This window comes from Hyphomicrobium sp., assembly GCF_036833075.1.
Taxonomy (GTDB): domain Bacteria; phylum Pseudomonadota; class Alphaproteobacteria; order Rhizobiales; family Hyphomicrobiaceae; genus Hyphomicrobium_C.
Map to the genome: position 1 here is coordinate 1 of NZ_DAITQL010000016.1, position 16,634 is coordinate 16,634.

Annotated in this window: 23 protein-coding genes; 3 read left to right on the forward strand and 20 right to left on the reverse strand. The window is 64.4% G+C overall.

The window, feature by feature from the left end:
- The 10 genes from V7082_RS06915 to V7082_RS06960 form a co-directional block, all read right to left on the reverse strand.
- The coding region (locus V7082_RS06915; protein WP_334147084.1) for a conjugal transfer protein TraG at nt 1-1,631 on the reverse strand (1,631 nt) is incomplete at its 3' end.
- 23 nt (nt 1,632-1,654) lie between these two features.
- Complete coding sequence (locus V7082_RS06920; protein ID WP_334147085.1) at nt 1,655-3,394, reverse strand: relaxase/mobilization nuclease domain-containing protein; 1,740 nt, start codon at nt 3,392-3,394, stop codon at nt 1,655-1,657.
- Nucleotides 3,395-3,638: 244 nt separating this feature from the next.
- On the reverse strand, nt 3,639-4,403 hold the full coding sequence (locus V7082_RS06925; RefSeq protein WP_334147086.1) for a lytic transglycosylase domain-containing protein: 765 nt from the start codon (nt 4,401-4,403) through the stop codon (nt 3,639-3,641).
- Nucleotides 4,404-4,406: 3 nt separating this feature from the next.
- Complete coding sequence (locus V7082_RS06930) at nt 4,407-4,745, reverse strand: DUF736 domain-containing protein (protein WP_334147087.1); 339 nt, start codon at nt 4,743-4,745, stop codon at nt 4,407-4,409.
- A gap of 45 nt (nt 4,746-4,790) precedes the next feature.
- Complete coding sequence (locus tag V7082_RS06935) at nt 4,791-5,336, reverse strand: S26 family signal peptidase (RefSeq protein WP_334147088.1); 546 nt, start codon at nt 5,334-5,336, stop codon at nt 4,791-4,793.
- Entirely contained in the window at nt 5,333-5,842 is a 510-nt protein-coding gene (locus V7082_RS06940) for a DUF2840 domain-containing protein (protein WP_334147089.1), read from the reverse strand. Before V7082_RS06940 ends, V7082_RS06935 begins: the two co-directional genes overlap by 4 nt.
- Nucleotides 5,839-6,093 carry a hypothetical protein gene (locus V7082_RS06945; RefSeq protein WP_334147090.1) on the reverse strand — a complete coding sequence of 85 codons (255 nt, stop codon included), beginning with the start codon at nt 6,091-6,093 and terminating at the stop codon, nt 5,839-5,841. Before V7082_RS06945 ends, V7082_RS06940 begins: the two co-directional genes overlap by 4 nt.
- Entirely contained in the window at nt 6,090-6,728 is a 639-nt protein-coding gene (gene parA / locus V7082_RS06950; protein ID WP_334147091.1) for a ParA family partition ATPase, read from the reverse strand. Before parA ends, V7082_RS06945 begins: the two co-directional genes overlap by 4 nt.
- Nucleotides 6,729-6,939: 211 nt before the next feature.
- The gene (locus V7082_RS06955; protein WP_334147092.1) at nt 6,940-7,827 is read right to left on the reverse strand and encodes a replication initiator protein A; all 888 of its coding nucleotides are present in this window, start codon (nt 7,825-7,827) and stop codon (nt 6,940-6,942) included.
- A gap of 11 nt (nt 7,828-7,838) precedes the next feature.
- Entirely contained in the window at nt 7,839-8,120 is a 282-nt protein-coding gene (locus V7082_RS06960; protein WP_334147093.1) for a helix-turn-helix transcriptional regulator, read from the reverse strand.
- Between the two features lie 302 nt (nt 8,121-8,422).
- Here V7082_RS06960 and V7082_RS06965 point away from each other — a divergent pair, with 302 nt between their 5' ends.
- Nucleotides 8,423-8,821: a hypothetical protein gene (locus V7082_RS06965; RefSeq protein ID WP_334147094.1), complete on the forward strand. Its 399-nt coding sequence runs from the start codon at nt 8,423-8,425 to the stop codon at nt 8,819-8,821.
- Nucleotides 8,822-8,859: 38 nt separating this feature from the next.
- Here the strand turns inward: V7082_RS06965 and V7082_RS06970 are convergent, their stop codons facing one another.
- The 3 genes from V7082_RS06970 to V7082_RS06980 form a co-directional block, all read right to left on the reverse strand.
- A complete protein-coding gene (locus tag V7082_RS06970) occupies nt 8,860-9,243 on the reverse strand; it encodes a DUF2285 domain-containing protein (protein WP_334147095.1) in 384 nt (127 codons plus the stop codon).
- 67 nt (nt 9,244-9,310) lie between these two features.
- Nucleotides 9,311-9,625 (reverse strand): transcriptional regulator domain-containing protein, encoded by a 315-nt coding sequence (locus tag V7082_RS06975; protein WP_334147096.1) that lies wholly within the window; start codon nt 9,623-9,625, stop codon nt 9,311-9,313.
- Nucleotides 9,626-9,733: 108 nt separating this feature from the next.
- Nucleotides 9,734-9,997, reverse strand: a complete 264-nt coding sequence (locus V7082_RS06980; RefSeq protein ID WP_442909764.1) for a DNA -binding domain-containing protein — start codon at nt 9,995-9,997, stop codon at nt 9,734-9,736.
- A gap of 159 nt (nt 9,998-10,156) precedes the next feature.
- Between V7082_RS06980 and V7082_RS06985 the strand changes: the two genes are divergently transcribed.
- Nucleotides 10,157-10,375 carry a helix-turn-helix domain-containing protein gene (locus tag V7082_RS06985; protein WP_334147098.1) on the forward strand — a complete coding sequence of 73 codons (219 nt, stop codon included), beginning with the start codon at nt 10,157-10,159 and terminating at the stop codon, nt 10,373-10,375.
- A gap of 199 nt (nt 10,376-10,574) precedes the next feature.
- Here the strand turns inward: V7082_RS06985 and V7082_RS06990 are convergent, their stop codons facing one another.
- The 4 genes from V7082_RS06990 to V7082_RS07005 all read right to left on the reverse strand — a co-directional run bounded on the left by V7082_RS06990 (nt 10,575) and on the right by V7082_RS07005 (nt 13,548).
- Nucleotides 10,575-11,621 (reverse strand): IS110 family transposase, encoded by a 1,047-nt coding sequence (locus V7082_RS06990; protein WP_334147099.1) that lies wholly within the window; start codon nt 11,619-11,621, stop codon nt 10,575-10,577.
- Between the two features lie 76 nt (nt 11,622-11,697).
- Nucleotides 11,698-12,096 carry a hypothetical protein gene (locus V7082_RS06995; RefSeq protein WP_334147100.1) on the reverse strand — a complete coding sequence of 133 codons (399 nt, stop codon included), beginning with the start codon at nt 12,094-12,096 and terminating at the stop codon, nt 11,698-11,700.
- Between the two features lie 61 nt (nt 12,097-12,157).
- A complete protein-coding gene (locus V7082_RS07000; RefSeq protein WP_334147102.1) occupies nt 12,158-12,760 on the reverse strand; it encodes an NADPH-dependent F420 reductase in 603 nt (200 codons plus the stop codon).
- 35 nt (nt 12,761-12,795) lie between these two features.
- On the reverse strand, nt 12,796-13,548 hold the full coding sequence (locus tag V7082_RS07005) for a 3-oxoacyl-ACP reductase family protein (protein ID WP_334147104.1): 753 nt from the start codon (nt 13,546-13,548) through the stop codon (nt 12,796-12,798).
- A 106-nt stretch (nt 13,549-13,654) separates the two neighbouring features.
- On the opposite strand from V7082_RS07005, the gene V7082_RS07010 reads away from it, so the two are divergent.
- Nucleotides 13,655-14,584: a LysR family transcriptional regulator gene (locus tag V7082_RS07010; protein WP_334147179.1), complete on the forward strand. Its 930-nt coding sequence runs from the start codon at nt 13,655-13,657 to the stop codon at nt 14,582-14,584.
- Between the two features lie 193 nt (nt 14,585-14,777).
- Here the strand turns inward: V7082_RS07010 and V7082_RS07015 are convergent, their stop codons facing one another.
- The 3 genes from V7082_RS07015 to V7082_RS07025 all read right to left on the reverse strand — a co-directional run bounded on the left by V7082_RS07015 (nt 14,778) and on the right by V7082_RS07025 (nt 16,422).
- Complete coding sequence (locus V7082_RS07015) at nt 14,778-15,104, reverse strand: DUF736 domain-containing protein (RefSeq protein ID WP_334147106.1); 327 nt, start codon at nt 15,102-15,104, stop codon at nt 14,778-14,780.
- 565 nt (nt 15,105-15,669) lie between these two features.
- On the reverse strand, nt 15,670-16,113 hold the full coding sequence (locus V7082_RS07020; protein ID WP_334147108.1) for a hypothetical protein: 444 nt from the start codon (nt 16,111-16,113) through the stop codon (nt 15,670-15,672).
- A gap of 141 nt (nt 16,114-16,254) precedes the next feature.
- The gene (locus V7082_RS07025; protein ID WP_334147110.1) at nt 16,255-16,422 is read right to left on the reverse strand and encodes a hypothetical protein; all 168 of its coding nucleotides are present in this window, start codon (nt 16,420-16,422) and stop codon (nt 16,255-16,257) included.
- Nucleotides 16,423-16,634 lie beyond the last annotated feature (212 nt).

Here is a 16,634-nt window from a genome sequence, read left to right on the forward strand (position 1 = left end):
TAGTAGCGCGCCTTCTTCGCCCGGATCGGCGGCGTGCCGGCGACCATGACGATTTCGTCGGCGGGCGGGAGCTGCATGACCTCGCCGGGCGTGAGCAGCGGCCGTGCCGTCTCCGAGCGAGACACCATCATATGGCCGAGCCAGGGCGAGAGCCGGTGGCCGGCATAGTTCTTCATCGCCCGCATCTCCGTCGCGGTGCCGAGCGCATCCGAGACGCGCTTGGCAGTGCGCTCGTCATTGGTCGCGAAGCTGACTCGGACATGGCAGTTGTCGAGGATCGAGTTGTTCGGCCCGTACGCCTTCTCGATCTGATTGAGCGACTGCGCGATCAGGAACGCTTTGAGGCCGTAGCCGGCCATGAACGCCAAGGCGCTCTCGAAGAAGTCGAGCCGCCCCAGGGCTGGAAACTCGTCGAGCATCAGCAGCAGCCGGTGCCGGTCGGCCTTGGCCTGCAGGTCCTCGGTCAGGCGTCGGCCGACCTGATTGAGGATCAGGCGGATCAACGGTTTGGTGCGGTTGATGTCTGAGGGTGGGACGACCAGGTAGAGCGTCGTCGGATGCTTGCCGCCGACGATGTCGGCGATGCGCCAGTCGCAGCGTCGCGTGACCTCGGCGACGACAGGATCCCGGTAGAGACCCAGGAACGACATGGCGGTTGAGAGGACGCCGCTACGCTCATTGTCCGACTTGTTGAGCAACTCGCGCGCGGCGCTGGCGATGACCGGATGCGGTCCCGCCTCCCCGAGATGGGCGGTCGTCATCATGGCGGCGAGCGTCGACTCGATCGGTCGCTTCGGGTCGGAGAGGAAGGCCGCGACGCCGGCGAGGGTCTTGTCCTTCTCGGCGTAGAGGACATGCAGGATTGCGCCGACCAGGAGCGCGTGGCTGGTCTTCTCCCAATGGTTCCGCTTTTCCAGCGAGCCTTCGGGGTCGACCAGGATGTCGGCGATGTTCTGAACATCGCGCACCTCCCACTCGCCGCGGCGCACCTCGAGCAAGGGATTGTAGGCGGCGGATTTTGGATTGGTGGGATCGAACAGCAGCACGCGGCCGTGTCGCGAGCGGAAGCCGGCCGTCAGCGTCCAGTTCTCGCCCTTGATGTCGTGGACGATCGCCGAGCCCGGCCAAGTCAAGAGCGACGGCACGACCAGGCCGACGCCCTTGCCGGATCGTGTCGGGGCAAAGCACAGGACATGCTCAGGCCCGTCATGGCGAAGATAGTTGCGCTCGAGCTTGCCGAGAACGACGCCGTCGGCGCCAAGCAGGCCGGCGGCCTTGACCTCTTCGCCGTGCGCCCAGCGCGCCGAGCCGTATGTTTCAACATTCTTGGCTTCGCGCGCCCGCCACACCGACATGCCGATCGCGACGGCAATCGAGATAAAGCCGCCGGAGGCGGCGATATAGGCGCCCTCCACGAAGATCGGTGGGGCATAGGCGTCGTAGAAGTACCACCACCAGAAGAAGGCTGGCGGATAGTAGATCGGCCAGCCGCCGATCTCGAACCAGGGCGCGCCGAGCTGGGGCTGGAAGCCGAGCCTATAGGCCGTCCACTCCGTGGCGGCCCAGATCGTGAGCAGGACGATCGTGAAGACGGTGAGGATCTGACCCCAGAGGATTTTCGTCGCGGACATGACGGTGCTCCTTTTCTTCGTGATTAGAGGCCGAGGCCGCGTTTGCGGCCAAAGCTCCAGTCGACGGCGCCGTCATTGCGAGCGACGCCGGATACGTGCTGACCGAGGTGGCGTTCGATGGATGGCGTCCAGGGCACAAGCTTGAAGCCGAGGCCGTCGTCGATCATGGCGAAGCGGCCGGAGGCGAGTGCGATGCGCTGGCGGTAGGTGCCGGCGACATACTCGCCTGTTCCGGCTTTGGTGAACGGGCGTCCCGTTTCGGCAGCGAGCTTGTCGGCCAGCGCGTCCAGCTCCCGCTTCCGCAGCGTGTCGATCAGGTTGCGGGAGAAGATGACGCTCCGGCCATGACGTTCGGCGAGCCGCTGCTCGATCAGATGTTCGGCGCGCCGATCCATGGCCTCGCGGACCTCGGCGCCGAACCCGCCGCTGCCGAGTGCAGCGGGCTCACGTGCGATGGCCTGCCGGTCGAGCCAGGTGGCGCCGTTCGCGGTGACTTGGTTCGAGATATCGAGATCGGATCGGACGGCGAGCGCCACCCGGCGTTGGCCACGCGCGTCGTCGAAGCGCCGTAGTTCAACGATCGAGCCCGGCGCGCTGTCGCCGGCGGCGTCGAGATCGGGCAGCTTGATGTGATGGGTGCGGCCGTCGACGCCGTCGACCACGACGTAGGCCGAGCCCTTCAGCTCGTCGTCCAGGCCGCGCGCGACCAGCCGTCCGACGATCGGATCGTCGATGCTCTCGGCGGCTAGCACGTAGCTGGCGGCGCCGCGTTCGATCCCGCGCTCTGTCAGGCCGCGATGGATGCGCTTGATGATGTCGCCGCGTTCGCCGAGCTCGCGTAGCGTGGCCTCCGCCGCGTCGGCGATAGCCCACTGCCCCGGGCCAAGCTCCTCGGCAAGTCCAAGCGTCTCCAGCTTCCGCAGCCGCCCGACCTTCAGCGCATGGAATTCGTCGGGCTGTCGATCGGGATGGGGCGCCAGATCGACGACGCCGGTGCGATAGTTGTCGCGGGCGAGCTGGCGATCGAGATTGGTCCAGCGCTCGGCCTCGATCTGGCGCTCAAGGATGCGACGGATCTCGTGGTCGGTGCGCGGTCCCAGCTCCTGGGTTATGAGGTCGCGTGCCCGATCGCGCATCCCTTCCTTGATGTAGTCGCGCGAGATGACGAGATTCTCGCCGTCATCGCGCACACCGCGCACGATCAGATGTACGTGGGGATGCTCGGTGTTCCAGTGATCGACCGCGGTCCAGTCGAGCCGCGTGCCGAGATCCTTCTCCATCTGACCGACCAGGTCGCGGGTGAAGGACTTCAGGTCTGACATCTCCAGCGCGTCGTCCGGTGACACGATGAAGCGGAAATGATGGCGGTCGTCCTCGCAGCGCGCGGCGAAGTCCTTCGGATCGACGTCATCGCCGCCGGGGCCGAACAGCCGTGCCTTCTCTCCATCCCGGGTAACGCCCTCGCGGCGCAGGTAACCGAGATGGGTGGCGAGCGGCGCGTTGCGGCCACCGTGGCGAACGACGCGCGCCTTGACGACGGCGCCCCGCGAGCGGGCCGTGAGCAGCCGATTGGCTTGCACCGCTGCGCGCTGGCCCCGGCCGAAACGCGAGCGGTTGCCGGAACTGATCTTCCCTTTCCGGGAGACCGCGCCGCCGGCGCGCTGCGCGGCTGCGAGCGCTTGCGCGATGAATGGCCTCGCCTGCTGGGCGCGCGTGGAGCGAATGCGTCCAGGCCGGATGCGGAAATCGTCCTCCGTGCTCATGTCGGGAGCCCCGCACATCGCACAAAGGCGCGGAAATCATTGGAAGAATGCGCTTCGCGCAGGCTGCGCCGCATGTGCGCACATCGCGCAATCGCGCAGTAACCCATTGAAAAACCACAACCGCACAAGGCCGCACATCGCGGCCCTTTATCCTGCCATCGTGCGGTTGTGTTGCCTGCCCCTCCCCACACTCCCGCCTTGACCACGCTGGAGCCCGCTATGACGCGCCGGGATGCGAACGCTGTCATCGCGGCCCCGCATCAGCAGCACGCATGACGAACAGGCCCCCGGTCTGCGAGTCGGCTGGAGCTGCGTCGCGCTCCGAACGTGTCTCCGGAGGAGCGCTTGGGGCGTCGTCGTGCTGCGAAGAATCTGCACGCGTACCGCTCTCGGGCTGCGCGACGAAGAGCGGCGAGCGCGTCCAGGCGAGCGGATCGGCGACCGCGACCGTGACGGGGGAAGCGAGATCGCCGCCGCCGATGATCGGCGCAAGGACGGCGACATAGGCGACCGTCTCCGCCGGCAACGCGCGACCGTTAAAGCGATATTCCTCATAGCGCCCGGGGCCGGCATTGTATGCCGCGAGAAAGCCCGGCGCGCCGTAGCGATCGTGCAGTTCGCGCAGATATGCCGCGCCCGCGAGGATGTTGTCGCGCGGATCATAGGGATCGCTGCCGAGACCATATCGAGCGCGCAGTTCGGCCCAGGTTGGCGGCATGATCTGCATCAGGCCCATCGCGCCCTTGGGCGAGGTGGCGCGGATATCGCCCCGGCTTTCAACGCGCATAACGGCGCGTATCCAGATCTCGGGAACGCCAAAGCGCCGCGCCGCCTCGGTGACGAAAACAGCATAGGGATCGGTGGGCGATGGACGCTCAGGCGGCGTTATCTGTGCGATAGCCGCCGTGCTTGGCGACATCGCAAGCAGAAGGCCGGAAAGGAGAAGAGAGGCTGTGCACCGGACGGCGGTTGACCGCCCGGTGACAGCGTTGCAGCGGCGGGCCGGCATCGCCTAGTCCCGCTCGCCGCGCTTGGGCGGCCGATTCCAGTGCAGGCCCCACGCTGACTTATCGTCCGACGACTGGAACAGGTTGGCGCGGATCGGATGCTGGAATGTCGGGCCGTCGAGCTGCAGCGATACATAATCGCCGGCCTTCTCGCCGGTGCGCTTCCAGCCCGCCCCGACTTCCGGGCCGTCTTCATCGGCGCCGAGATGCACACGATAGTCCGGTGCGTTCTCGGCGTCGGACTGTTCGGCGGGAACGAGCACCAATTCGGCGTCCAGGCCGAGGGTGCGGACGCGCCCGGAGTAGCCGGACTTCGTGCGCGTGAATTGACCAATCAAGGACATTGTTGCCTCCGTGAGAATGCGGTGAGGTTGGACATGGGCGCACCGTCACCGCGTCGGCGCGCGCCAGACGAAGTGGCCGTCGCCGTCTTCGTCGGTGTAGAGAGGGATGGCCCGGCCGATCACATCGGCGGCGGGAAGCGGCCCGAAGTAGCGGCCGTCGAGGCTGTCGGGGACTTGCCAGTTCATCAGGAACAGCTCGCCCGCGGCGACGACACGGCAGCCCTCCCAGACCGGCAACGGTCGGCCGAGATGGTCGCGCTCCAGCGCATCGCCGAGCGGCACGGCATCGACCGTGATGCTGCGGTCGGTGCGACACACCCGTTGTCTGGGAAGCGCGGCGATGCGCTTCATCAGCGGCACGCCGCGTCCGATGTAGCCGCGCTCCACCATGAAGGAGGCGAGTGGTTCGGGCGCGCGAATCGCGACGAGGTCCGTGACCTCGGGCGAACGCGCCGGCTCGATGGAGTAGAGCCCGATTGGGGTACTGGCAGACGCGTTCCAGATGAGCTTTGGCGCGAAGGAGACGGCGGACACGAAGCCGAGCAACGACACCGCGACAGTCGTGGTGATGAGGTAGCCACGCCGGATCATGCGCTGATCTCCCGACGCAGGAGGAAGGCGCGATGGTGCTGAAGCGTGTAGGCCCGTGGTGCTTCGCCAGCGGTGATACGGTTGTGGACGTGGCGCCAGTGATCAGGCGAAACCTCGGCCGCATCGATGCCTGCGGCCTCGATCGCGTCGACAAGCTGGAGCACGCGCTCGACCTTTGGCCAGCCATCGGCGCGCAGGAGGATGTCGCCGCCGGGCGTCACGGTCGGGATCGTCTGACAGGCCTCGCCGCGGCCAACGGCGCGCAGGATGTCGAGACGGGACAGCACGGTGCCGTGCTTGTTCGACGCCCAGCGCACGAGCGCGAAGATCGCGCCGGGACGGAAGAAGACGATGCGCCGGCGACGATCGAGAATCTGCTCGCGCATCTCGCGACCGAAGCGGATCCAGTGCTCGACCTGCTTCTCGATCCAGATGAGTTCGACCTGGGTGAGTTCATCGGGCGACATGGCGTGCGTGCACGCCGTCGCAGCAGCGGCGCATGTCATTGGCCTTCTCCTGATGGTGGTGGGAATTCGCGCTCGAACAGCGCGCGCAGCATGTCGGCGACGGTCTCGCCGCGCTGAAAGGCGGCGATCTTGATCCGTCCACGCATGTCGGCGGTGACGTCGATCGTGAGCCGGGCGGAGAAGTCCTCGGCGGGCTGAGGACGTTGCGCCTGACGCTCGGGCGCCTTGATCCAGCTTTCGGCGCCACCCGGACGTGCCGCAAAGCTGCGTTTCGGGGACCGCTCGCTCATGCGCCGATCCTCGCGACTTCGGTGGCAAGCGCCGCGATCTCGCGCGCGGCTGGGCTGTCCTCGTCTTGTTCGGCGGCGAGACGCCCGGTCTGCACGACATCGGCGAAGACGATGCGTTGACCGATGGTGGTCGAAAGAAGCGGAGGGTCGTGCTCCGCCAGTGTTTCGGCGGTTTCGCGAGCGAGCACGGTTCGTGCGGCGCAGCGGTTTAGCACGAAGCGGGCGGCGAGCTCGGGGCGATAGATGCGCGCTTCGCCGAGCAGCGTCAGCATCTCGGCCGACGCCCAGCCATCGAGCGGCGACGGCTGTACGGGGATCAGGACGAGATCGGCCGCGAGGAGCGCCGAGCGCATGAGACCGGCAACGCGCGGCGGCCCGTCGATAACGACGTGGTCGGCGTCACGGGCGAGCTCCGGCGCCTCGCGATGCAGCGTGTCGCGCGCAAGGCCAACGACGCCGAAAAGCCGCTCCAGTCCTTCCCGGCTGCGTTGCTGCGACCAGTCGAGCGCGGAGCCTTGCGGGTCGGCGTCGATCAGCGTGACACGCTTTCCGCGACGCGCCCATTCGCCTGCGAGATGCAGAGCGAGCGTCGTTTTGCCGACACCGCCCTTCTGGTTGAGCAGCGCGACGATCATGACGCGCTCCTCGCGGCCAGCGGACAGTTATCTGCAGGCGAGGAAACGTGCAGCTGCGTTAGAAAGATTCCGTAGGAATCTAGGTTAGAGAAGTTAGGGGGCTCGCAACACTTTGAATCTACACGACGATTCGTCGATTCCGGTCCCCGATAGCACGAGAGTCCAGTCCCCGATGGCACGATAGTGCCGGTCCCCGATAGCACGAGACGATTCACAGCTTATCCCCAGGGCGAGAGGTGGCGCGGCGACGCCGGCGCGGTGTCCCGAATGGGATCGGGTCAGTCGGCGCAAACGTCAGGATGTCCGGGTGACCGGGGCACTGTTGGATGGTCAGCCGATAGCCGGGCAGCGGCTGGCGGCGGACGATCTCGCGCAGGTCGTAGGCGAAGTGCTTCAGCGGCGAGAGGCTGCCGGACTTGGCGTGGAGATGCGCGAAGTCGAAGCTCCAGCCATGCTCCTGCTTGCCGCCGTGCTTGCGCACCAGGCGGTAGAGCCAGCGCTCCAGCCCACCGGTCAGCCCGAAATAGTTTCGGTCGATGGTGAGCACGAGCGCATCGTCGAGCACCGCGCCGTAGAACCAGTCGGGAACGATCAGCTCGAGGCCGAGCGGGCGGCCGCGATGGTCGGCGCGCTCCTTCCATTCGTTGATCCATGAGAAGCGGTGCATCCGCCGCTCGGTCGGTTGCCGAATGGAGGTGGCGATCGTCGTGGACTGGAGCCGGTCGAGAGCGGCCTTGAGGCGGTCGTAGTCGCGAAGCGACACGCCGCGGCCGATGAAGTTGAGGATCTCATATGGCGTGGTCGCCATCAGGCGCGATGGCCGCAGGCCGAGATCGCGCGCCTCGACGATCTGTGACGCGGCCCAAATGAGGATGTCGGCATCCCAGATTGTCGCCATGCCATGCTCGGCGACCGCTTCAACGCGGATGACGACGGAGCCCGCTTTGAAGTCGATCGGCGCCAGGCGCTTCGACTTGGCGAGTGAGAAGAAGGGGTAGGCCATGAGGTCCTGCGCGTCGCGCGGTGCGAGATCACCGGGCAGCGCCCGGAAGAGATCGAGCTGCTCGCGCTCGTCGCGGCTGTGTTGGCGAGAGCGCATGGGCGAGCCGATCAGCGATAGGCGCGCTTGGAGGCGCGAGCCGGTGCGGGCTCGTGACGCTTGGCGGGTAGGACGGAACCGCGTGGGTCGGAGGTCGAAGTGACGGAGCCGCGATCAGCCCATGCTTGAAGGTCTTCGATCGCATAGACGACGCGGCCGCCGAGTTTGCGGTAGGCGGGCCCGGTCCCGTAGGTCCGATGTTTTTCGAGGGTGCGACTCGAGAGACTGAGAAAGCGAGCGGCTTCCGGGGTTCGGAGAAAGCGCGGCGGAACGCCGGCTACAGTGGCGGACATAATCTGGCCTCCGTGGCGTTGGTGGAGGCCGCCGGTTGTTAACGGCGGTCTACGGCCACGGTGGCGGAGTGCGTTTGTGCGGTGGGATGGCGAAGTAGAGGACGGCTATTTCGCACCCCCGCTGCGAGGGATGAGGTATAGGCGTTACAAAGGATGCGTGAGAGGCCCGCTAGGGCTGAGACCGTGCCGAGGCTGGCGCGCCAGCTCGGTACGGGCGCCGCTTCTGGCTCAACGCGCAGTCCGCTTGCGGCACGAAAGTGAGGGCGAACCGGGTGTCAACGAGCTTTGGAACCTTTGTTGCCGTGCTTATCACGAGCGCGCTCATTCTCGCAGTGTTTTTCTGGCTAGCCGCGCGGTATAAGTACTTCTTCCATATTGTCCCTTTCGCGGTCGGGTTTGCCGTCGCGGCGGGGCTCTCACTCAGGATCCTTGGATTGCAGGATTTCTTCTGGTGGTATTTCATCCTGTCGTCCGTCTTGCTTTCTATGCTTCTCACGAGACATTTGAAATCGAGGGATTCACTTGAAGCGTTCGCTCGCCTTCGGGAGAGCGCACTCGAGGGGGTGCGAGAGGACGAGATCAAGGAGAAGGTCGCGCGAGAGCTTCTGCCTCACAAACAGGCGACACAGCATATTGTTGGCGTGATCGTTGTGTTCGCCGGAAGCCTTGTCCTTGCCTTCTATGCGGTGAGCTACTTCTAATGCCAACGCTCGGACAACTCGCGCCGGGGCGTTTGCGATCAGCTGCGGCGGCGGTGACGTAACAGGCGGCGATAATCGCCGGCGATCAGTGACAGGCCGTCTTTTACGAGATCTATCGTTGCGTCCCGCAGCGCCGATGTTTTCCACGGATCGCTAGCAACTCGAGGCGCGCCGTAGATGGCCTCGGCGATCTCTCGGTAACTGGCGCCTGCTGCGCGTCCATCGACGGCCTGGAGCATATGACGGAGGCGCCGACGACGCTGTGCTGTGAGGCGAGAATCCGGGGGAACGCGCTTCCCTTGGATCATCCGCCACAGGTGGCCCACGGCATCCAAACGATCGAGGAGGTCGACGTCGAGAGGAATGAGCGCCGCGAGCGACTGATCGAGGCTGATCGTGCCGATCAGAAGCAGGCGATTCACATTTGAATCGAGCGATTGAATTACACTCAGGCCCTCGCTGCCGCGCTTTGCCGCGCTGAGCGCGAGATCAGACGCCTTGGTTGCGTTGTCCGAGTGCGATGTGGCGGTGAGGATGATTGTGCTGGGGTCGGCTTCCGGCGCCCAATATACCGTTGTCTCGGTTGCCTTCAGGCTTGGGGAAACGGCGAAAAAGTAACCCCCATTTTCTGCGCACCAAATTCGTCATGGCATGCGCATTAGAATTGGGTGCTTCGAAGGTTGCGTAGTCACGCTGATATTCGACATTCCGACGCAGCCATTCCCAGGCCAGGTCCGGAGCTACAAGGTCGTCGACGAAGTCGTAGGTCGACGATGAGCGCCAGTCAGATATTTCGACGGCCATCACGTTCCTCCAGTTTCGCATGCGAGACGCACGCTGGGGAACTACGATTCCGTTTCATATCGGCGGCGGGAAGTATCTGCGGCGGCAAGTAGTGATGCGGTAGTGGCATCACTTCGAATCCCGCGTCTGCTTTTTTATAAGTTCTCGGTAACCATGTTCGGTCATCCATTTGGCCCGCGCAAGATGCGAGCTGTGGATTAAACGAGCCCGCTCGGGTTCTTTCTGTGGGTCGATGGCGAAGATTACGCGAACGGCCTCACGCCAGTCGGCGCCGTCTGCCTCGGCGTCAAGGAGGCGGAGGTAAAGCTTCATGTGTTCGCGATCGTAATCGGTGAGCGAACGGCTATCTGGCGGTTGATCTAGGAACGTCATGGGCATCACATCCATCCCGGAGTCGTGCTCCGGAAAGCCCTCCACGCCGCCTTCTCTATTCGGGCCATGCCCCGTGCACGACCCCGATCTCCCTTAATCCGCTCGTTTACATACTATAGTTGATAAACTCAAAGTATGTAAATCACGATCCTGCTGCGCATGGATATGCGCAAATTGGTCGGCCGGAACTTCGCCCGCCTGCGTCGGGAGAAGGGCCTGACCCAGGAAGAGGTCGAAGCGCGGTCCGGTTTCAGTCAACAATATCTAAGCAGCCTTGAGCGCGGCCGGAGGAATCCGACCGTGATCACGCTTTATGAACTGGCCCAGGCCCTTGGCGTCAGCCACGTCGAATTGGTCGAGCCTGACGATCGGACCTGATTGGCACTCCCGCGAGGATCATGCTTCTCTTCGTGGTCGGCACGGGGCCGCCACATGATGGGGTCAGAGGAACCGGCGGAACAATCTAAAATGCGACGTCACGTTGGCATGGCCTTCGCGGTCAAGTCGTATTTGCGAACTCACCGTTCCCCGTCCCCTCGCGGGGAGCTGCCTCGGTCGGGCTTTCACCCGATCGAACTTAAGCCGCTGGGGACGTTGCCTCCGGCTTCTTGCCCCAGTCGAATTCCGTTCCGTCCACCCACATGCGATGCAGGATCACCGCGATCTTCCGCGCCAAAGCGATGATTGCCTTCTTGTGCCCTCGTCGTCGCGAAACTTGTGCCGCCCACGCTTTGAGTGCCGACCATCGCTTCACGCGCGTCAACAGTACCTGCGCCGCCTCGTAGAGCAGGCTTCGCATCATGTCATCGCCCCAACGCGAGATCCTGCCACTGCGATCCACCTCGCCGGATTGCTGCTTGCGCGGTGTCAGGCCGAAGTGGGCACCCACTGTGCGAGATCGCGCAAAGCGCGATGGAACGTCGACCGTCGCTCTGAACGTCAGCGCGACCAGCGGACCGACACCCGGAACCGTCATGAAGCGACGCGTCACGTCGTCCTGCCGCGCCAGCCTGACCAGAAGATCATCCAGTCGACTGAACTGCTCGCGCAGTGAGCGTCGCGCCAACAAGAGGGCGTCAGCGACGACGTACAGGTCGGTATCCGCGATCAGTTCCCGCACGCGCGGCTCGAAGTCTCGGGCCGTCACCTTGCCGAGGTGATAGCCAAAGTTTCGGATGAGGCCGCGGATTTCGTTCTCGACATCCTGGAGCTTGTTGCGAAGCAATTGCCTCGCGGTAAGAATGGTCCGCAACCGTTGACTGGTCGGCGACTTGACGTGAACCGGCTTGAATAGGCCAACGCGCATCATCTGAGCGATCCCACGCGCGTCATGCCGGTCAGTCTTGTTGAGCTGAGCCGAAAGCGCCGCTTTCATATGCCGGGTTTCGACGCAGATCACAGGGACAGCGTCTTCCACCAGCCGCCCAAAGATGTACTGCGACAACATCCCGGCCTCGAGACCGACGCGCGCGATCGGGAAAGGTAGGGACACGATGTGCTGTGCAATCTCGTCCGGATTAGAAGAGAGCTTGCGCTCGTGAACAACGCGACCGTCGTGGTCGACCACGCAGAGATTGACGGTACGGGCAGAAACATCCAGCCCGATGTAGTGGCTTTGGGACATGCCGAATCCCTTTTCGAATCAAGGACCGACAAATCCCATAACCAATCTTCAGACGGTTTTGTAAACTACGACTATTTCAGTTGTTCTTCGGATTCGAGCTACGGCTATTGAAGATTGCCCGCTCCAGTACATGGTCTGCGACCTCTTCCCATCCCAGTGTGGCAATCAGGAAGTGGCTGCGATCGGGAACGCTTGCGAGTTTCGTAATGGCAGAGGAAGCCGCGTATCGCGAAGCGTTCTGTCTAACCATGTCGGGCTCGACTGTGCGGTCGTCCGTACCGCTAACCAACAGGAGCGGCGCGCGATTGGCCTTCTTCCAATCGACCGACGCTCCGACGCCAAGCACCGACTGGTAGTAGATGCGCCCCGGTGCAGGAACGATATGACGGTCGAACGCTTGGCGTTGCCCGGGTTCGGGCAGGCCATTCGCGAAGTTCTTTGCGAAATGCGATTCCTGTTTTTGCGAGGCAGCCATGTCCTTCAGGTCATGGCCGCTGGTTCGGAGACGATGCGTTCATGCGGAGGCTGATGTCCGATCAGCCGAACTTGACGAGGTTGAGCGCCGGGAGCGGCCCGCCGGGGAACTGGACGAGGCGTCCGCCGACCGAGATCGGCCCGAGGTCGATGCCGAAGAAGCCAAGCCGGTCGATCAGCGCGCCGACCTCGGCCTTCGATCCAGCGTCATCGCCGGAATAGAACAGAACGCGGCGACCACCTTCCGCACGCGGATCGCCCGATAGCAGGTGCGGTTGCAAGTGATTGAAGGCTTTGACCACCCGCGCGCCGGGCACGAGACCTGCGACGATTTCGCTGGAGAGCCGGCCATTGAGCTCGGCGGGCTTGAACAGCGGCGCTTCGATCGGGTTGTTGGCATCAATGACGATGCGACCGCCGAAGTCCGGCACGCCGGCGAGCGCCGTCGGAAGCTTCGACCAGTTGACCGCGACGAGGACGATATCCTTCGACGCCGCTTCCTCGCGTGTGCCGGCCTCGATCGTCGGGCCGATCTCCGCGACCACATCCTTTAGGCTGTCCGGCCCACGGCTGTTCGACAGCGTGGCGCGGATATTGTTGTTGGCGAGAGTCGTGGCGAAGGCGCGACCAATATTGCCGGCGCCGATGATGCCGATGCTGTTCATTGCAGTGTCCTTTCAGGGTACGGTTTTTACGAGGATCAGGCCGTCAGGCCGCCGTCGGCCACGATGTCCGCGCCAGTGACGAAGGCCGCATCGGGACTGGCAAGGAAAGCGACGACGCTTGCGATCTCGGCGGGCTGGCCGTAGCGGCCGATCGCCATGCCGGGGCCGACGATGGCGGCCACCGGGCCGTCGGCCGGGTTCATGTCGGTATCGGTCGGGCCAGGATGGACCGTGTTGACGGTGATGCCCTTCGGGCCGAGGTCGCGCACGAGGCTACGATTGAAGCCAGTAATCGCGCCCTTGGTCAGCGTATAGACCGAGGCGGTCGGGAATGCCGCATAGCGCGTCATGGACGAGCCGATATGGATGATGCGCCCGCCCGGCGTCATGTGCCGCACCGCCTCCTGAGTGGCGACGAACACGCCAGTAACGTTGACGGCGATCATCCGCTCATAGTCTTCGAACTTGAAGTCTTCGATGGTGGCGTTCACCGCCACACCGGCATTGTTGACGAGGATGTCGATGCCGCCGAAGGTCGAGACGGTCTGAGCCACAGCGGCCCGCACTGCCTCCGGGTTGCCAGCGTCAGCTTCGATGGCGAGAGCCTTGCCGCCGGCTGCCTCGATGTCGGCGACAACCTGGGCAGCCTTGTCGGCCGAGGCGCTGTAGGTGATGGCGACCGCCGCGCCATCGGCGGCGAGCTTCCTCGCGATGGCCGCGCCGATCGAGCGCGAGCCGCCGGTGACGAGAGCGACCTTGCCGGTCAGGAAATGGGTGGGGTTGGTCATTGTCTTCACTCCGTTTGCGTTTCGATGGAGGGAAGATGGCCTGTTTATTTCCTCTCGATTAGGCGGTAATGTCTTGATCTTATTTCAAGCAATCGTTGAAAGAAATATGGAGACGCTGGCCAACCTCGAAAGCTTCGTCAAAAGCGCGGAAACCTCCAGCTTCTCGGAGGCGGCGCGGCGCATGGCGCTCACCCCGGCCGCCGTCAGCCGCAACGTGGCGATGCTGGAACGGAACCTTGGCGTTCGGCTGTTCCAGCGCTCCACCCGCAAGCTCATGCTGACTGAGGCTGGCGAACGCTTTCTCCAGTCGATCGGTGGCAATCTCGACGCCCTACAAGCGGCTATCGCCGATGCCTCGTCCGGTGCATCCGAGCCGGCGGGCGTGCTGAAGGTCAGCCTCAGCCCCACCTTCGGCGTCACGCATATCCTGCCGCTGTTGCCGGAACTTTTGCGCCGATACCCGCTGATCCGGCCGGAATGGCACTTCGAGAACCGCCCGGTCGATCTTGTTGCCGAGGGTTATGACGTGGCGATCGGCGGCGGCTTCGACCTGGCGCCCGGCATCGTCGCCCGGACGCTGGCGCCCGCCCACATCATCGCTGTGGCCTCACCCGCCTACATCGCCGAACGCACGCCGCCAACCGATCCCGCAGGGCTATCGCAGTTCGACGGAATCGTCATGCGCTCGCTTAGGACCGGCCGCGTCCGTCATTGGGCAATGCGGGACACGGCAGGAGCCGAGATTACGGCGCCATTGCGCGAAACGATCGTCGTCAACGACCCGGCGGCGATGCGCGAGGCCGCAAGGCTCGGCCTCGGCGTGGCGATGCTCGCCGTGCCCGACGTCCTCACGGAGCTTGAGAACGGCAGCCTCGTTCGCCTTCTCCCACATTGGTATTCCGATGCGGGGGCGATTTCGCTCTACTACGCCTCGCGCACCCTCCTGCCAGCCAAGACACGCGCCTTCGTCGATCTGGTCGCGGAGGTGTTCAAACAAGATCGATTGGCCGAGCGATTTGCGGGAAGTCTCGGCTAGATATCAGCGCCGGAAGAACTGAAAAGCTTGGGCAAACCCGCCCGAATACACCATCTAAAATAGTCGTTCTTGGACTCCATTGCGAGCGGAATTAACGCTCTGGGGATGATCCGTGCCGCCATAGAGCCGAACTGATTCGGTCGCTCTACAGGTCGAAGGCCCCGGCCTTTCGGCCGGGGCCTTGCGCGGGGTGTCAGTCGCCGCGGCGCCCGTTGGGGCGGGACCAGATCAGCGAGAAGGTGTCGGCGTCCTCGTCGTCGAAGAGGTTGGCGTAGATCGGGGCGTTGAAGCTCGGATCGTCGAGCTTGAGGCCCAGATAGTCGCGGCCCTCGTTGGAGCGCTTGGACCAGGCGGCGCCGATCTCGGCGCGGCCGACCAGGACCCGGTGGCTGGGGGCGTTCTCGCCGGTGGCGCGCTGGTCGGGGACGATGCGCACGCCCTTGGCCTGGACGCTGAGGGTGACGATTTCGCCGGTGAACTCGTTCGAGCCGGTCTTCTTGAAGGTGCCGATGGTCGCCATTGTAAGTCTCCGTTTGTCGTATTCGGGCCCGCACCATTGCGGCCTCGATGGCGATCGGCAGGCCGGAGGCGATCGACGGCGCACCCCGAAGGGGCTGGACAGCTAAGGAGGACTTTCTTGTCTCGCGAGGAATGGCGGCGTAGCCGGCAGGGGAAGAAAGTCTGACGCGGCTGTTGCGTCATAGGCGATCGAGGCGCAGCCGACCTTCGGCCAGATCAGGCCATTGAAGAGGCCGTTTGGTGCGCTCGAGGGACGGTCAGAAACGGAGCGACGGCGATCTTCCGCCGCCAAAAGCTGGCATCGCATACGGGATCACCGGCCTCAGCCGTCCCTTGTCCTGGCGAACTTGCCGCCGCCACGCCCGACTTCCCTACCGGCAAAATTCCCGCGCCACGGATCGCGGTGGTTGCTCGGCATGGCCCGCCGCTTCCAGCGCTCTGACGGGGCTGCGGTTTGGGCCATGAGTCACGTCCGGTCAGCTACAAGCCTACCAAGCACCGACTCTCAGTGACGAGGCGACCCTATTTCGTCACCGCTCTGGTCCGCTCAAAGGCAATGCGTGATGTCAGGCCCGCGCGAGGTCCCGGCCGGCCGGGCCGCTGGGTGCCGCCATTCCTGCGACCCGAATGAAGGCCGTGATGCCGACAGCGACCGCGCCAATGATGGAGAATGCGATTTGCCACGCGTCCGACGGCATGAGGTGCTTTACGATTCCGTGGGTTGCGTGGAAGCCGGCCACGGCGGCCGGTGCGACGAAGATGATCGCGACGATCAGCTTCAGCCACATGGGGCGAGCGAAGGTGATCAGGAGCTGGCCGACCGCGAACGTTGCGGCGGCCGCAACGATGCCCACCAGGATCGCGCCAAGGGTGCCGGCGCCAGTGCCGTAAGCCCAAACGCCAACGGTCAAGCCAACGAACGCGGGCAATGCGAACACGGCGAGCGTGAACAAGAGCCAGCAAAGCAGGCCGATGGCCGCAAGAGATGCGAGTATCGAGAGGATGATCATGGTGGTGGTCTCCGTGGAAAAAGGTCTAGCGGTCGCGCCTTCCACCACCACCACGGCGCAACCTCAGCATAGCCGAAACTCGGCTGCGCCGGGAGCGGAAATCGCGGGGGATTTCCGCGCGCTGCGACCGGGTTTCCCCGGTCAGATGGCGAAAGGATCGATTTCATGGACGATTGCGGCGATGTCGCCGTCGTACTCGCTGGCGGGCACGACCGAGTGGGTGCCGTCGCCGGCCTGGAAGATGACGATCGCGGCCATCAGCGTCGTCGCGAGGCTGAAGGCGAAGGCATTTGCGTCTTTGAGGGACATCGGTCCGGCTCCTGTTCTGAGCGGAGGACCATCCCCCGCTGACAGGCGCCCGATGTGTCGGACTGAGCGCTGCAATCACCGCGCAGGCGCAGCCGGAGCGGCGGCATGCTCGCATAGCCGACCCTTTACGGGTTGATGGCGTCAAGCGATCAGTCGGACCAAGGATCAGCGCAGATAAGCGGGGGGTGATGCTCCGCACAGGACGCTCGATC

Bases quoted from the DNA above. Each gene is read 5' to 3' on its own strand.
- V7082_RS06920 (WP_334147085.1), bottom strand. From the start codon at position 3,394: ATGAGCACGGAGGACGATTTCCGCATCCGGCCTGGACGCATTCGCTCC.
- V7082_RS06925 (WP_334147086.1), bottom strand. From the start codon at position 4,403: ATGCCGGCCCGCCGCTGCAACGCTGTCACCGGGCGGTCAACCGCCGTC.
- V7082_RS06930 (WP_334147087.1), bottom strand. From the start codon at position 4,745: ATGTCCTTGATTGGTCAATTCACGCGCACGAAGTCCGGCTACTCCGGG.
- V7082_RS06935 (WP_334147088.1), bottom strand. From the start codon at position 5,336: ATGATCCGGCGTGGCTACCTCATCACCACGACTGTCGCGGTGTCGTTG.
- V7082_RS06940 (WP_334147089.1), bottom strand. From the start codon at position 5,842: ATGACATGCGCCGCTGCTGCGACGGCGTGCACGCACGCCATGTCGCCC.
- V7082_RS06945 (WP_334147090.1), bottom strand. From the start codon at position 6,093: ATGAGCGAGCGGTCCCCGAAACGCAGCTTTGCGGCACGTCCGGGTGGC.
- parA (WP_334147091.1), bottom strand. From the start codon at position 6,728: ATGATCGTCGCGCTGCTCAACCAGAAGGGCGGTGTCGGCAAAACGACG.
- V7082_RS06955 (WP_334147092.1), bottom strand. From the start codon at position 7,827: ATGCGCTCTCGCCAACACAGCCGCGACGAGCGCGAGCAGCTCGATCTC.
- V7082_RS06960 (WP_334147093.1), bottom strand. From the start codon at position 8,120: ATGTCCGCCACTGTAGCCGGCGTTCCGCCGCGCTTTCTCCGAACCCCG.
- V7082_RS06975 (WP_334147096.1), bottom strand. From the start codon at position 9,625: ATGGCCGTCGAAATATCTGACTGGCGCTCATCGTCGACCTACGACTTC.
- V7082_RS06980 (WP_442909764.1), bottom strand. From the start codon at position 9,997: ATGACGTTCCTAGATCAACCGCCAGATAGCCGTTCGCTCACCGATTAC.
- V7082_RS06985 (WP_334147098.1), top strand. From the start codon at position 10,157: ATGGATATGCGCAAATTGGTCGGCCGGAACTTCGCCCGCCTGCGTCGG.
- V7082_RS06990 (WP_334147099.1), bottom strand. From the start codon at position 11,621: ATGTCCCAAAGCCACTACATCGGGCTGGATGTTTCTGCCCGTACCGTC.
- V7082_RS06995 (WP_334147100.1), bottom strand. From the start codon at position 12,096: ATGGCTGCCTCGCAAAAACAGGAATCGCATTTCGCAAAGAACTTCGCG.
- V7082_RS07000 (WP_334147102.1), bottom strand. From the start codon at position 12,760: ATGAACAGCATCGGCATCATCGGCGCCGGCAATATTGGTCGCGCCTTC.
- V7082_RS07005 (WP_334147104.1), bottom strand. From the start codon at position 13,548: ATGACCAACCCCACCCATTTCCTGACCGGCAAGGTCGCTCTCGTCACC.
- V7082_RS07010 (WP_334147179.1), top strand. From the start codon at position 13,655: ATGGAGACGCTGGCCAACCTCGAAAGCTTCGTCAAAAGCGCGGAAACC.
- V7082_RS07015 (WP_334147106.1), bottom strand. From the start codon at position 15,104: ATGGCGACCATCGGCACCTTCAAGAAGACCGGCTCGAACGAGTTCACC.
- V7082_RS07020 (WP_334147108.1), bottom strand. From the start codon at position 16,113: ATGATCATCCTCTCGATACTCGCATCTCTTGCGGCCATCGGCCTGCTT.
- V7082_RS07025 (WP_334147110.1), bottom strand. From the start codon at position 16,422: ATGTCCCTCAAAGACGCAAATGCCTTCGCCTTCAGCCTCGCGACGACG.